Source organism: Streptomyces sp. NBC_00209 (genome assembly GCF_045206345.1).
GTDB lineage: Bacteria > Actinomycetota > Actinomycetes > Streptomycetales > Streptomycetaceae > Streptomyces.
This window is the reverse complement of the sequence record NZ_CP108121.1, coordinates 1826587-1839807: the sequence shown is the minus strand read 5'-3', so window position 1 is coordinate 1839807 and position 13221 is coordinate 1826587. Positions and strand designations below refer to the sequence as shown.

The window sequence follows — 13221 nt, the reverse complement described above, 5'->3', positions numbered from 1 at the left end:
TCCGTCCGGATATCGGTCCTGCGGTTTTATCCCGCGACCGGGCACCGGGACGGACCCCCAGGGGTCGTACGGGGCATCAACCGATCGGCCGATGCCGGTTCGAGCGCGATGGCCGATACCGGGGCGGGCCCGGCGGGCGGATGCTCGCTGGCATGGCAATCATCGAAGCGAACGGGGTGCGCAAGTCCTACGCCGGCCGCCCCGTGGTCGACGGCGTCACCTTCGCCGTCGACGAGGGGGAGATCTTCGGGATCCTCGGCCCCAACGGCGCGGGCAAGACCACCACCGTCGAGTGCGTCGCGGGCCTGCGGGTCCCCGACGCGGGCACCGTCCGGGTCGCCGGGCTCGACCCGGTCGCCGACCGCGACCGGGTGACCGGACTGCTCGGCACCCAGCTCCAGGAGAGCGAACTCCAGGCCAAGATCACCGTACGCGAGGCCCTGGACCTGTACAGCGCCTTCTATCCCCGGCCCGCCGACTGGCGCCCGCTCGCCGAACGGCTCGGCCTGGACGGCAAGCTGGACACCCGCTTCCACCGGCTCTCCGGCGGCCAGAAGCAGCGGCTGTCGATCGCGCTCGCCCTCGTCGGCCGGCCCCGCGTGGTCATCCTGGACGAGCTGACGACCGGCCTCGACCCGCGGGCCCGGCGCGACACCTGGCAGCTGATCGAGGACATCCGGAGCGGCGGCGTCACCGTCGTGCTCGTCACCCACTTCATGGAGGAGGCCCAGCGCCTCTGCGACCGCATCGCCGTCATCGACCAGGGGCGCGTCGTCGCGCTCGACACCCCGGCCGGTCTCGTCGCCGGCGCCGACGGCTCCACCGTCATCTCCTTCACGCCCTCCGCACCGCTGCCCGAGGCCGAACTCGCGGCCCTGCCCGGCGCGGTGTCGTACGAGACCGAGGGCGGCCGGGTCGTCGTCAACGGCACCGACGAGACCGTCAACGCCGTGATCTCGCTGCTGGCCCGGCTCCGCGTCACCGCCCACCGCCTGCGCGTCTCCGAAGCCACCCTGGACGACGCCTTCCTCGACCTCACCGGCCCCGCCGACGGGCCCGGCCGCACAGAACGGGCAGCCTGAGATGGCCACGCACACCGCACCCACCGCCCCCGCGCCCCGGACCGCCGTCCCGGGCGCGACGCTCGCCGTCCTCAGGGCGGAGACCCGGCTCTTCCTGCGCGAACCGGGCAGCCTGTTCTGGATCGTGGTCTTCCCGACCGTGCTCCTGACGATCCTCGGCTTCGTCCCCTCCTTCCGGGCGCACGACGACGGGCTCGGCGGTCGGCGCGTCATCGATCTGTACGTGCCCGTCGCGGTGCTGCTCGCCCTGATCATGTCCGGGCTCCAGGCGATGCCGCCCGTCCTCACCGGCTACCGCGAACGCGGCATCCTGCGCCGCATGTCCACCACACCGGTACGGCCCTCAGCCCTGCTCGGCGCGCAGATCGCGCTGCACGGAGCGGCCGCTCTCGTCTCCGCCCTGCTGGTCGTCGTCGTGGGCCGGGTCGCCTACGGGGTGCGGCTGCCGGAGCAGCCGTTCGGCTATCTGGTGGCGCTGCTGCTCGCGGTCGGCTGCGTCCTCGCCATCGGCTCGCTGGTCTGCGCCCTCTCGCGTACGACGAAGATGGCCGCCACCGCGGGCTCGCTGGTCTACTTCTCCATGATGTTCACGGCGGGCGTCTGGGTCCCCGTCCAGGCCATGCCCGACGCACTGCGCCGCATCGTCCAGGCCACCCCCTTCGGCGCCGCGTCCCAGGCCCTGGACCAGGCCGCCCGGGGCGACTGGCCCGGCTGGTCCTACCTCGGCGCGGTCGCCGCCTGGGCCCTCGCGGCCGGCTGGACCGCGATCCGCACGTTCCGGTGGCAGTAGCCGGGGCCGGGGGAGACTTTCCCGTATGAGCGCACACGTCACGACGGCCGAGCAGTGGTGGGGGCGGTTCTTCCGCTACGGCCCCTACGGGCTGCTCGGCCTGGCCACCGTCGTCTCGGCCGTCTCCCGGAACCTCGTCATGTCCCCGGCCGACGAGCGCGCCGCCGCGGTGCTCCTCCCGGCGGCGCTCGGCGTCCAGTTGTGGTGGTCCCGCACCGCGTCCGGCGCCGGACCGAGGGCGAGCGTCTGCTACTTCACCGCCCGCACCCTGCTCGCCTTCGGGCTCACCTGGTGCAACCCGTTCTTCTCCATCTACGCGGTGTTCGGCTACTTCGACGCCGGCCGGGTCCTCCCGCGACGCGCCTTCCGGCCCGGGCTGCTGGCGGTCGCGGTCATCATGGCGGGCGCGCAGAGCGGCAGCCCCCTGCCGCCCGCCACCCTGATGAACTGGATCGTCTTCGGCGTCGTCCTCGCCGTGCACGCCACCCTCACCATGGTCTTCGCCCAGATCGGGGAGCGGGAGGCCGACCAGGACCGGTCCAGGAACGCGACCATCACCGCCCTGGAGACCGCCAACGCCCGCCTGGAACAGGCCCTCGCGGAGAACGCCGGGCTGCACGCCCAGCTCCTCGTCCAGGCCCGCGAGGCCGGAGGGGCCGACGAGCGGAGCCGGCTGGCCGCCGAGATCCACGACACCATCGCGCAGGGCCTCACCGGCATCATCGCCCAGCTCCAGGCCGCCGCCTCCACCGGCGAAACCGACCCGGACCTCGCCCGCGAACACCTCGTACGGGCCGCCGCCCTCGCCCGGCACAGCCTCGGCGAGGCCCGTCGCTCGGTGCACAACCTGCTGCCGGCCGCCCTCGAACACGACGACCTGCCCGGCGCGCTCAGGAAGACCGTCGCCCTCTGGTCCCAACGTACGGGGGTGCGCGCCGAGTTCACCGTCACCGGCACCGTCGCACCCCTGCACGACGAGGTCGGCGCCACCCTGCTCCGCATAGCCGAGGAGGCCCTGGCCAACGCGGGCCGGCACGCGGAGGCGTCCCGGGCCGGGGTCACCCTGTCGTACATGGGCGACGAGATCACGCTCGACGTCCGCGACGACGGCCGAGGCTTCGACCCGGCCGCGCTGCCCCCGTACCGGGGCGCCGGCGGATTCGGCCTCGGCGGCATGCGCTCGCGCGCCGAACGCATCGCGGGCACCGTCGAGGTGGAGACCGGACCCGGCCTCGGCACGGCGGTCAGCGCCCGCGTCCCGCTGGTGCCGCACGCCTGAAGCCGTCCCGTACCGTGGGCGCCATGGACCGGGAACCCGCGCGCGTCATCACCCTGATCGTCGTCGACGACCACCCCGTCGTACGGGACGGGCTGCGCGGGATGTTCGCCTCCGCACCGGAGTTCCGGGTGCTCGGCGAGGCGGCCGACGGGGTGGAGGGCGTCGAGATGGCCGCCCGGCTCGACCCCGACGTGGTGCTCATGGACCTGCGCATGCCGGGCGGCGGCGGGGTCGCCGCGATCACCGAGCTGACCCGGCGCGGCGCCCGCTCCAAGGTCCTCGTCCTCACCACGTACGACACCGACTCCGACACCCTCCCCGCGATCGAGGCGGGCGCGACCGGCTACCTCCTCAAGGACGCGCCCCGCGAGGAGCTGTTCACCGCCGTCCGGGCCGCCGCCGAGGGCCGGACCGTCCTCTCCCCGGCCGTGGCGTCCCGGCTCGTCTCGGCGGTCCGCGCCCCGGCCGCCCCCGGCAACGACACGCTGTCCGCCCGCGAGCGCGAGGTGCTGACGCTCGTCGCCCGGGGCACCTCCAACCGGGAGATCGCGGCCGAGCTGTTCATCAGCGAGGCCACCGTGAAGACCCACCTCACCCACCTCTTCGCCAAGCTGGGCGTCAAGGACCGCGCCGCCGCCGTGGCCACCGGCTACGACCGGGGCATCCTCGGCTAGGGGGTCCCTCACTCCCGTACGCGCAGCAGCAGCACCGACCGCTCCGGCACCGTCAGCCGCTCGCCACCCCCGTGCACCGTGCCGGGGGGTCCGGCCTGGTCCTCGCGCGAGGTGTCCAGGACCAGTTCGTACGCCTGGGCCCACGGCGGGCCCGGCAGCAGGAAGTCTGCCGGTTCGTGGCCCGCGTGCAGGACGGCCAGGAAGCTGTCGTCGGTCACCTGCTCACCGTGCGCGTCCCGCCCGGGGATGTCCCGGCCGGAGAGGTAGAGCCCGACCGTCGCGGCCGGCGCGTACCAGTCGGCCTCGGTCATCTCCGTGCCCGCACCGGTGAACCACGCCAGGTCCCGCAGCCCGTCCGGGGCCTGCGGCCGCCCGGAGAAGAACGCCCGCCGCCGCAGCACCGGATGGCGGTGGCGCAGCGCGAGCACCCGCGCGGTCAGCGCGGCCAGCTCCCGCCACTCCGGCTGGTCCAGCAGCGACCAGTCCACCCAGCCGGTCTCGTTGTCCTGGCAGTACGCGTTGTTGTTGCCGCCCTGCGTACGCCCCATCTCGTCGCCCGCGACCAGCATCGGCACCCCGGTCGACAGGAGCAGCGTGGTGAGCAGGTTGCGCAGCTGTCGGCGGCGCAGCGCGTTGACGTCCGCGTCGTCCGTCTCGCCCTCGGCGCCGCAGTTCCAGGCCCGGTTGTCGGAGGTGCCGTCCCGGTTGTCCTCGCCGTTGGCCTCGTTGTGCTTCTCCTGGTAGCTCACCAGGTCGCGCAGGGTGAACCCGTCGTGCGCGGTCACGAAGTTGACCGAGGCGTACGGGCGGCGCCCGCCCCACGCGTACAGGTCGCTCGACCCGGTCAGCCGGTAGCCGAGATCCCGTACGTCGGGCAGCGCGCCGCGCCAGAAGTCCCGTACGGCGTCCCGGTAGTGGTCGTTCCACTCGGTCCACAGCGGCGGGAACGCCCCCACCTGGTAGCCGCCGTTGCCGACGTCCCAGGGCTCGGCGATGAGCTTGACCCGGCGCAGCACCGGGTCCTGGGCGATCACCGCGAGGAACGGGGAGAGCATGTCCACGTCGTGCATGGAGCGGGCGAGCGCCGCCGCGAGGTCGAAGCGGAAGCCGTCCACGCCCATCTCGGTCACCCAGTACCGCAGCGAGTCCGTGATGAGCCTCAGCACGTTCGGCTGGACGACGTGCAGGGTGTTGCCGCAGCCCGTGTAGTCCGCGTACCGGCGGGCGTCGCCCTGGAGGCGGTAGTAGCCCCGGTTGTCGATGCCGCGCAGCGACAGCATCGGGCCCAGCTCGCCCGCCTCCGCGGTGTGGTTGTAGACGACGTCGAGGATGACCTCGATGCCCGCGTCGTGCAGCGCGCGCACCATCCGCTTGAACTCCCCGACCTGCCCGCCCGCCGTGCCGCTCGCCGAGTAGCCGGCGTGCGGGGCGAAGTAGCCGATGGAGTTGTAGCCCCAGAAGTTGCTCAGCCCGCGCCGCAGCAGATGGTCCTCGTGCGCGAACTGGTGGACCGGCAGCAGCTCCACCGCCGTCACCCCGAGGTCCTTCAGATGCCCGACCGCCGCCGGGTGGGCGAGCCCGGCGTAGGTGCCGCGCAGCTCCTCCGGGATGCCGGGGTGGCGCCGGGTGAAGCCCTTCACGTGCAGCTCGTAGATGACGGAGTCCGCCCACGGCGTCTTCGGCCTGCGGTCGTCGGCCCAGTCGTCGTCATCGTGGACGACGACCCCCTTCGGAACGTACGGGGCGGAGTCCCGTTCGTCCCGCACGGTGTCCGCGAACCGCTGGTCGGGCCAGTCCCTCACATGGCCGTACACCTCGGCCGGAAGGGTGAATTCGCCGTCGACGGCCCGGGCGTACGGATCGAGCAGCAGCTTCGCCGGATTCCACCGGGCACCCGTCCACGGGTCCCACCGGCCGTGCACCCGGTATCCGTACCTCCGGCCGGGCCGCACCCCGGGGACGAAGCCGTGCCAGACCTCGTGGGTGAGCTCGGTCAGCGGGAGCCGCGTCTCCGTGCCGTCCTCCTCGAAGAGGCACAGCTCGACGGCCTCCGCGCCGCCCGCCCACAGCGCGAAATTGGTGCCCGCCACCCCGTCGGGGCCGGTCCTGTAGCGGGCACCGAGCGGCATCGGCGCCCCCGGCCACACCACCGGCGGGCGCGGTCCGGGCGCCCCGGCGGCGACCGCCTCCGCCACGGCCCCGGTGATCCCGGCCGCCGTCCTCGCGTCCGTCTTCGGTGCTGCTTCCTGCTCGGCTGCGCTCGACACCTTCTCGCCTCCCGCGGCTCGTGGGACCGGCACCGGAAGGGGGTGTGCGGCATCCCGGCCGCGGCTCCCCGAGTGCGGCCGTCCCCTGTGTTCTGCCCACCGGGCGGCCCGCACTCACGTTTCCCCCGACCGGCCCCCGTCGTTGGGGGGACATGACTCACGTAGCGAAGAAGGCAGGGACGCGCACCGCCCCGCTCGGGCGGGGTCTGCTCGCCGTACTGGCGCTGCTGGCCGTGCTGACGGGCTGTTCGGGCGCCGGTTCGTTCATCGGCGGGAAGGGGAAGCCGCAGGAGGCCATCCGGGTCACGCCCGCCGACCGGGCCGAGGACGTCAGGGCGGACAGCCGGGTCGGGGTGGAGGTCCCGGACGGCCGGCTGGAGAGCGTCCGGGTGCGGCGGATCGAGGACGCGCAGGAGCAGGAGGTGCCGGGCCGGATCGCCGAGGACGGCCACTCCTGGGCGCCGGCGAAGGGGGCGCGGCTCGGACTCGCCGCCAAGTACAGCGTCGACGCGGTCGCGGTGGACGGCGGCGGCCACCGCGCGGCCCGGCACACCACCTTCACCACGGCCGTCCCCAAGGACCGCTTCATCGGCTACTTCAAGCCGGAGAACCGCTCGACCGTGGGCACCGGCATGATCGTCTCCTTCGAGTTCAACCGCCCCGTCACCCGGCGGGCGGCGGTGGAGCGGGCGATCCGGGTGACCGCCGATCCGCCGGTGGCGGTGGCCGGGCACTGGTTCGGGAAGAGCCGCCTGGACTTCCGCCCCGAGGAGTACTGGCAGCCCGGCACCGAGGTCACCGTGGACATCGGGCTGGCCGATGTGGAGGGCGCGCCGGGGGTGTACGGCAGCCAGCGCAAGACCGTGCGGTTCACGGTGGGCCGGGAGCAGATCTCCCGGGTGGACTCCGCCGCGCACACGATGGAGGTGCGCCGGGACGGGCAGCTGGTGTCCACGGTCCCGGTCACCGCGGGCTCCCCGACGACCACCACGTACAACGGGAAGATGGTGGTGAGCGAGATGCACGAGGTGACGCGGATGGACGGGCGGACCGTCGGCTTCGGCGGCGAGTACGACATCAAGGACGTGCCGCACGCCATCCGGCTGACCAAGTCCGGCACCTTCCTCCACGGCAACTACTGGTCCGACGACAGCGTCTTCGGCTCCACCAACGTCAGCCACGGCTGCATCGGGCTGCGGGACGTCCAGGGCGGCAGCGGTTCGACCCCGGCCGGCTGGTTCTTCGACCGCACCCTCATCGGGGACGTCGTCGAGGTCGTCAACTCCCCGGACAAGACGGTCGCACCGGACAACGGACTCGGCGGCTGGAACCTGGACTGGGGCCGGTGGCGGGCGGGTTCCGCGCTCCGTTAGCGGGGCGGCGGAAGTCCGGGGCCACTTGGGACGGAACGGTGACAATTCCGAGAGGATCTGCCCACAGTCGGTGTGATTATCTCTCTGCTGAGCGCGCGTATGCAGTGCGCGGGGGCGGGAACCCACGGGTTCCCCGGGCCTGGGCGGGGCCAGGCCGTGTGAGGGGAGACGACCACATTGAACGGGCAGCCGATATCGGGGACATCGGCCGGGACGGGCGGCAGGCGGCGGCTGCGGGGAGCCACCGGTCTGCCGGCCCTGGCGGTGGGTGCGCTGTTGCTTCTGGTGACGGCATGCGGCGGGGGAGACGCCGAAGGCGGTGGCACGGACGGCAAGGCGGGCGGGGTCAAGGACCAGGACACCAGCGCCTCGCAGGCCGTGGTGACCGTCGCGCCCAAGGACGGGACTGACGACGTCGCGACGAGCGGCGCGCTGAAGATCAGCGCCGCCCAGGGGAAGCTGACGGTCGTCAAGGTCTCGGACCCCAAGGGCGGCGAGGTCGAGGGGAAGATCGCGACCGACGGCGCGAGCTGGGCGCCCGACCACCACCTGGCATCGGCGACCAAGTACAAGGTCCACGCGGTGGCCAAGGACGCCAAGGGCCGTGAGTCCGCGAAGGACACCTCCTTCACCACGCTCGTCCCCAAGAACACCTTCATCGGCCAGTACACCCCGGAGAACGGCTCGACGGTCGGCGTCGGCATGCCGGTCTCCATCCACTTCACCCGGGGCATCACCGACCCGGAGGCCGTCGAGAAGGCCGTCAAGGTGACCGCCGAGCCCGCCGTCCCCGTCGAGGGCCACTGGTTCGGCAACGACCGCCTGGACTTCCGGCCCGAGCAGTACTGGGCCGCCGGCACCAAGGTGACCGTGAAGCTCGACCTCGACGGCGTCGAGGGCCGGCCCGGGGTCTACGGCAAGCAGGCCAAGACGGTCTCCTTCACCATCGGCCGCAGCCAGGTCAGCACCGTCGACGCGAAGTCGCACCGGATGAAGGTCGTCCGGGACGGCAAGCAGATCAAGGACATCCCGATCTCGGCGGGCGCCCCGGCCACCACCACGTACAACGGCCAGATGGTCATCAGCGAGAAGCTGCGGGTGACCCGGATGAACGGCGACACCGTCGGCTTCGGCGGCGAGTACGACATCAAGGACGTGCCGCACGCGATGCGCCTGTCCACCTCGGGCACCTTCATCCACGGCAACTACTGGGGCGGCCCGGGCGTGTTCGGCAACGCCAACACCAGCCACGGCTGCGTCGGGCTCCAGGACGTGCGCGGCGGCGGCAGCTCCTCCACGCCGGCGTCCTGGTTCTTCAACAGCTCGCTCATCGGCGACGTCGTCGTCGTGAAGAACTCGCACGACAAGACCATCAGCCCGGACAACGGCCTCAACGGCTGGAACATGAGCTGGTCGGAGTGGACCAAGTAGGTCCACGCCCTTCACGCGCCCCGGCGGGCCCGGCACCGAGATCCACGGTGCCGGGCCCGCCCGCGTCCGCCGTGACGCACCGCACCGCTACCGCCCCATGCCGCCCGAGGTTAGCGCCGGTTAACCTGCACCCCATGACCGTAACCCTCGAAGTACGCGACGGCGTCGGCACCCTCCGCCTGGACCGCCCGCCGATGAACGCCCTGGACGTGGCGACCCAGGACCGGCTGCGCGAGCTGGCCGAAGAGGCGTCCCGGCGCGACGACGTGCGCGCCGTGGTGCTCTACGGCGGCGAGAAGGTGTTCGCGGCGGGCGCGGACATCAAGGAGATGCAGGCGATGGACCACGCGGCCATGGTGCTGCGCTCCAGGGCCCTCCAGGACTCCTTCACCGCCGTCGCCCGCATCCCCAAGCCCGTCGTCGCGGCCGTCACCGGATACGCGCTCGGCGGCGGCTGCGAGCTGGCCCTCTGCGCGGACTTCCGCATCGCCGGGGACAACGCCAAGCTCGGCCAGCCGGAGATCCTGCTCGGCCTCATCCCGGGCGCCGGCGGCACCCAGCGCCTCGCCCGGCTGGTCGGCCCCGCCAAGGCCAAGGACCTCATCTTCACCGGCCGCCAGGTCCGGGCGGACGAGGCCCTGACGATGGGGCTCGTGGACCGCGTGGTGCCCGCCGCCGAGGTGTACGAGCAGGCGCACGCCTGGGCGGCCAGGCTGGCGAAGGGGCCGGCCCTGGCGCTGCGCGCGGCCAAGGAGGCCGTCGACGCCGGTCTGGAGACGGACATCGACACGGGCCTCACGATCGAACGGACCTGGTTCGCCGGTCTGTTCGCCACGGAGGACCGGGAACGCGGAATGCGCAGCTTCGTGGAGGAGGGTCCGGGCAAGGCGAAATTCCTCTGACCGCAAGCTGGTTGAAGCCTCGTCCGAACGCCGGTGGAGAACGCAAACGGGCGCGTTCATCCGTGCGGGCGGATTAGCGGAACCTTAAGGCAACCTTAAGAACGACCGCGTCCGGAGCGTCGGCGAACCCGACCAGATGGACTGTTTTCGCAGGTCAGACGGGCTGTTTTCGGTCGCGTTGTGCCGGTGGCATATGCCAAACAGCCCTCGGAGAACGACTGATTACGGGTCGCGTATTCCCCCGGAACGGCCCCGGAAGGCCCGCTGTGCGGCCATGATGGTGTGCATGGCGGGCCTGGAGGGTGTGGAGCAGCCGCGACCGCGCAGCAGCGCGACAGCGGCACGGAGATTGCCGGCCGTCGAGGACGAACAGGCGTTCAAAGCGCTGGAGTTGTTCGGAAACCCGACGGAGGAAGAAGTCCGGCTGCCCTCCCGCCCGGAGTCCGCGGCCACCGCGCGCCGGCTCACCTCGTGCGTCGTCCTGCATCAGTGGGCGCTCTCCTCGCAGGCCGCCGAACACGCCGTCCTGCTCGTCTCCGAGCTCGTCGGGAACGCCGTGCGGCACACCGGCGCCCGGGTCTTCGGACTGCGCATGCTGCGCCGCCGCGGCTGGATCAGGATCGAGGTGCGCGACCCCTCGCGCGGGCTGCCGTGCCTCATGCCGGTCCGCGAGATGGACATCAGCGGCCGCGGCCTCATGCTCGTGGACAAGCTCTCCGACCGCTGGGGCGTGGACCTCTTACCCCGGGGCAAGACCACCTGGTTCGAGATGCGCATCTCCGACCGCTGACCGCCTCTTCCGCGGACGCCGCGGGCCGCCCCCGGGCAGACAGAAGCCCCCGTGTCGGCCGTGGTACGGCGCCTCGGGGGCTTCTGTGGGGGACCGTGAAATGGGGGGTGTGTTCACGGCCGCTCATGACGACCTGGCCCGGGTCGATGGGGGTCGTGCCACCGACTATGACAGACGGAAGACTCTCCAGCCAAAGCCGCATTCTTCGCACAGTGCTACATAGGTGGACGTTTCATTGAGGAAACGCAGGTGCGGTGGGTCACGTGCCTGGAAATCGATGAATATCCATGAGTTCATGCACATGATCCATTGATCGTCCACGATGTGGACAGGGCGTGCCCGTTCGCTGCCCCTCCCACGCATCGGCCCGCCCGGGGTGCCCGATAATCTGAGCCCCGTCAGACAGTCATACGAAGGGGCGGAACAGTGGCGGACATCGAGTCGGCGCGCAAGGCGTTCGAGCGGTACGACCTGAACGGCGACGGGCTGATCTCGGCCGCCGAGTACAAGAGCGTCATGGCTCAGCTGGGCGACCCGTACGTCAGCGAGCCGGTCGCGCAGGCCGTGATCAACTCCCACGACGCGAACGGCGACGGGCTCCTCACGTTCGACGAGTTCTGGGCCGCGCAGAACAAGGGCTGAGCAGAACGAGGGCCGAGCAGCACGAGAGCGGAGCCGGGACAGGCTCCGGGGCCACTGGTTCCGGCCACCGGCGGCCTCCCCGGCCCCTGATCGGGGAGCGCGAGGGCGGCGCGGCGAGAAATGTCCGGAAATCGCTGACGCGGCCCCGCGCGCCGGTCCCGGTCACCGCCCCGCCCGCCCCCGCTCCGTCCCGTCAGGCCGCGAAGTTACGGGACATCGAGCCGTCCTCCTCGATCTCCGTCAGCTCCGGGCGGGTGTAGCGCTCGGCCCGGGCGTGGTAGTCGAAGTCCCCCCGTACGAGCCCCCGGTAGTCCAGGACGCAGCGCTCCAGGGCGATGCGCGCGGGGCCCTCGATTCCCGCCGCCTCGATCTCCTGGACGAGTTCCTTCTCGGCCCGCTGCACCCGGTCGGCGATACGGCCGAGCAGAATTCCGGCTTCCTCCACCGCCTCCTGGAGCGTGCAGCCCCGGTCGCGCTGGAGCAGCCGGACGGTGTTGTGCTCGTATCCGAGCACCGCCTCCTTCTCGAACGAGCAGATGTCGTTGCAGAGCCCGGAATGGTCGGCCACCGCATTGCGCAGCGCGATATAGGCGGGCAGGCTCCGGGCGGATTCCGGGAGGTCGATTCCGGCGGTGATCTCGTGCAGGTCCAGGAACGGCTGCATCGCCACGGAATCGCGGCGGTGCTTCACGAAGTCGGCGGTGCTCGGCACATGTCCCGCCGCCCGGTCCACGGCCTCCGCGTAGTACGTCCACAGCCAGGCCGCCGTGTCCCGCCGGAACTGCCGCACCCAGTGCGCCGGACGTTCCACGCAGGTCCGGGCGAGCAGTTCGTCCAGCGCGTGCTCCATGCGGCCGACGGGCGCCCGCACCCCGTCCAGGACGTCCACCAGACGCCCGATCGCGCTCTCGCAGAGCCGGGGGTCGCGCCCGGCCGGGCCGTCGTCGAACTCGTCGTCCACCAGGAAGGCCCAGAAGAGCCACTGGCAGAACAGGTCCAGATGCTTCTGCGAGGCCCGGGGGAATATCAGCGATATCCAGAGTTCCGGGCGGGTCCGGATCATTTTCTTCACGGCCACGGGGGACAGGACGAGTTCACTGGCCTCCGCCCATTCCCAGGCGGCCTTCTTCGTCTTCTCAACTCCCGGATGACATCCCGTACTTTCGAACGGCATGTGGAATGCGGGAAGCGCGATCTTGCTCATGGTGCACCTCGTCGTGACGATAAGAACAGGGCAGGGGGATGCGCGAGACGGATTCGCGCACGCGGAACGCGCGACGACGAGGGGCGGACGCATGCCCGGCCGTGCGGCAGCGGCCCGCACCGGCACGGCGGGAGCGCGGTGGGGTCGCGGAGCGGCCGGGACGGAGCCCGCCCCGCCCATGGACCGGGGCGGGTGCGGCGGGCGGTCACCGCCGGACACCCGGCCGCCCCCTCCCGACGGCCGTACGCGGCCCGCACGGCCGGATCACGCCGCGGGCGTGCCGGGGAAGGGGCGGCCGGCATGACTGTCCTCTTTCCTCCGCGCGGACCGGGGCAGCGCGCCGTCTGACGTGCCCGGCTGTCGCGTCACCACTCGTCACGTCCAGTGAACTCCCCGCGAGCGAGGGAGGGAAGGAGTCGGTGACCGAAAATGTGTGATCGGCACGAACTCCTGCGCGGTTGTGAGTAGTTGGTGCACTCCTGGGCCGCCCGGGGAGCCGGCCGGCCGGGCACGTCCGGCCAGCGGTCGTTGCCGTTGGTCGTGGAGCCCCGGCCGTCCGTCAGCGAGTCCCCGAGCACGGCCGTCGCCGACGTGGCGCCCCGGGCCCAGACCTCGACCCCGCTGAGCAGGTACCAGTGGTCGGTGGTCGTCGCGCCGGGCAGGTCCCCGTCCCGTACGTGGTCGCCGCCCGCCGAGACGTGGACGGTCTGCCGCAGCGTCGTGTCCGTCAGCACGGAGTCGTCGCCGGTGAAGGGGGCCGGGGGCAGGCCGGAAGGACCCGGCCGGG

At 72.1% G+C, this 13221-nt stretch carries 11 protein-coding genes and 1 pseudogene; 9 read left to right on the top strand and 3 right to left on the bottom strand.

What is annotated here, in order from left to right; translation table 11 throughout:
* Positions 1 to 152: 152 nt before the first annotated feature.
* From OG867_RS07960 to OG867_RS07945, 4 genes are read left to right on the top strand one after another with little or no spacing between them, the layout of a single operon-like run.
* Positions 153 to 1082, top strand: a complete 930-nt coding sequence (locus OG867_RS07960) for an ABC transporter ATP-binding protein (RefSeq protein ID WP_328902488.1) — start codon at positions 153 to 155, stop codon at positions 1080 to 1082.
* 1 nt (position 1083) lies between these two features.
* Positions 1084 to 1872 carry an ABC transporter permease gene (locus OG867_RS07955; RefSeq protein WP_406283881.1) on the top strand — a complete coding sequence of 263 codons (789 nt, stop codon included), beginning with the start codon at positions 1084 to 1086 and terminating at the stop codon, positions 1870 to 1872.
* A gap of 25 nt (positions 1873 to 1897) precedes the next feature.
* On the top strand, positions 1898 to 3151 hold the full coding sequence (locus tag OG867_RS07950; RefSeq protein WP_328902490.1) for a sensor histidine kinase: 1254 nt from the start codon (positions 1898 to 1900) through the stop codon (positions 3149 to 3151).
* A gap of 23 nt (positions 3152 to 3174) precedes the next feature.
* Positions 3175 to 3825: a response regulator gene (locus OG867_RS07945; protein ID WP_406283879.1), complete on the top strand. Its 651-nt coding sequence runs from the start codon at positions 3175 to 3177 to the stop codon at positions 3823 to 3825.
* 8 nt (positions 3826 to 3833) lie between these two features.
* Here OG867_RS07945 and glgX read toward each other — a convergent pair whose 3' ends face one another.
* Complete coding sequence (gene glgX, locus OG867_RS07940; protein ID WP_406283877.1) at positions 3834 to 6092, bottom strand: glycogen debranching protein GlgX; 2259 nt, start codon at positions 6090 to 6092, stop codon at positions 3834 to 3836.
* A gap of 152 nt (positions 6093 to 6244) precedes the next feature.
* Here glgX and OG867_RS07935 point away from each other — a divergent pair, with 152 nt between their 5' ends.
* The 5 genes from OG867_RS07935 to OG867_RS07915 all read left to right on the top strand — a co-directional run bounded on the left by OG867_RS07935 (position 6245) and on the right by OG867_RS07915 (position 11230).
* Positions 6245 to 7465 carry an Ig-like domain-containing protein gene (locus OG867_RS07935; protein ID WP_406283875.1) on the top strand — a complete coding sequence of 407 codons (1221 nt, stop codon included), beginning with the start codon at positions 6245 to 6247 and terminating at the stop codon, positions 7463 to 7465.
* A 177-nt stretch (positions 7466 to 7642) separates the two neighbouring features.
* The gene (locus tag OG867_RS07930; protein ID WP_406283873.1) at positions 7643 to 8896 is read left to right on the top strand and encodes an Ig-like domain-containing protein; all 1254 of its coding nucleotides are present in this window, start codon (positions 7643 to 7645) and stop codon (positions 8894 to 8896) included.
* 134 nt (positions 8897 to 9030) lie between these two features.
* Complete coding sequence (locus OG867_RS07925) at positions 9031 to 9798, top strand: enoyl-CoA hydratase/isomerase family protein (RefSeq protein ID WP_406283871.1); 768 nt, start codon at positions 9031 to 9033, stop codon at positions 9796 to 9798.
* A gap of 274 nt (positions 9799 to 10072) precedes the next feature.
* Positions 10073 to 10588, top strand: coding sequence for an ATP-binding protein (locus OG867_RS07920; protein ID WP_026171446.1), 516 nt, complete (start codon positions 10073 to 10075; stop codon positions 10586 to 10588).
* A 426-nt stretch (positions 10589 to 11014) separates the two neighbouring features.
* A complete protein-coding gene (locus OG867_RS07915; protein WP_328902496.1) occupies positions 11015 to 11230 on the top strand; it encodes an EF-hand domain-containing protein in 216 nt (71 codons plus the stop codon).
* Positions 11231 to 11423: 193 nt separating this feature from the next.
* On the opposite strand, the gene OG867_RS07910 is transcribed toward OG867_RS07915, so the two are convergent.
* Both OG867_RS07910 and OG867_RS07905 read right to left on the bottom strand, forming a co-directional pair.
* Entirely contained in the window at positions 11424 to 12404 is a 981-nt protein-coding gene (locus OG867_RS07910; protein ID WP_328904469.1) for a terpene synthase family protein, read from the bottom strand.
* A 542-nt stretch (positions 12405 to 12946) separates the two neighbouring features.
* A pseudogene (locus OG867_RS07905) lies at positions 12947 to 13210 on the bottom strand (hypothetical protein); the annotation flags it as partial.
* Between the last annotated feature and the right edge of the window lie 11 nt (positions 13211 to 13221).

Excerpts from the sequence above, each read along its gene's own strand:
- OG867_RS07960 (WP_328902488.1), top strand. The coding sequence starts at position 153 with ATGGCAATCATCGAAGCGAACGGGGTGCGCAAGTCCTACGCCGGCCGC.
- OG867_RS07955 (WP_406283881.1), top strand. The coding sequence starts at position 1,084 with ATGGCCACGCACACCGCACCCACCGCCCCCGCGCCCCGGACCGCCGTC.
- OG867_RS07950 (WP_328902490.1), top strand. The coding sequence starts at position 1,898 with ATGAGCGCACACGTCACGACGGCCGAGCAGTGGTGGGGGCGGTTCTTC.
- OG867_RS07945 (WP_406283879.1), top strand. The coding sequence starts at position 3,175 with ATGGACCGGGAACCCGCGCGCGTCATCACCCTGATCGTCGTCGACGAC.
- OG867_RS07935 (WP_406283875.1), top strand. The coding sequence starts at position 6,245 with ATGACTCACGTAGCGAAGAAGGCAGGGACGCGCACCGCCCCGCTCGGG.
- OG867_RS07925 (WP_406283871.1), top strand. The coding sequence starts at position 9,031 with ATGACCGTAACCCTCGAAGTACGCGACGGCGTCGGCACCCTCCGCCTG.
- OG867_RS07920 (WP_026171446.1), top strand. The coding sequence starts at position 10,073 with ATGATGGTGTGCATGGCGGGCCTGGAGGGTGTGGAGCAGCCGCGACCG.
- OG867_RS07910 (WP_328904469.1), bottom strand. The coding sequence starts at position 12,404 with ATGCCGTTCGAAAGTACGGGATGTCATCCGGGAGTTGAGAAGACGAAG.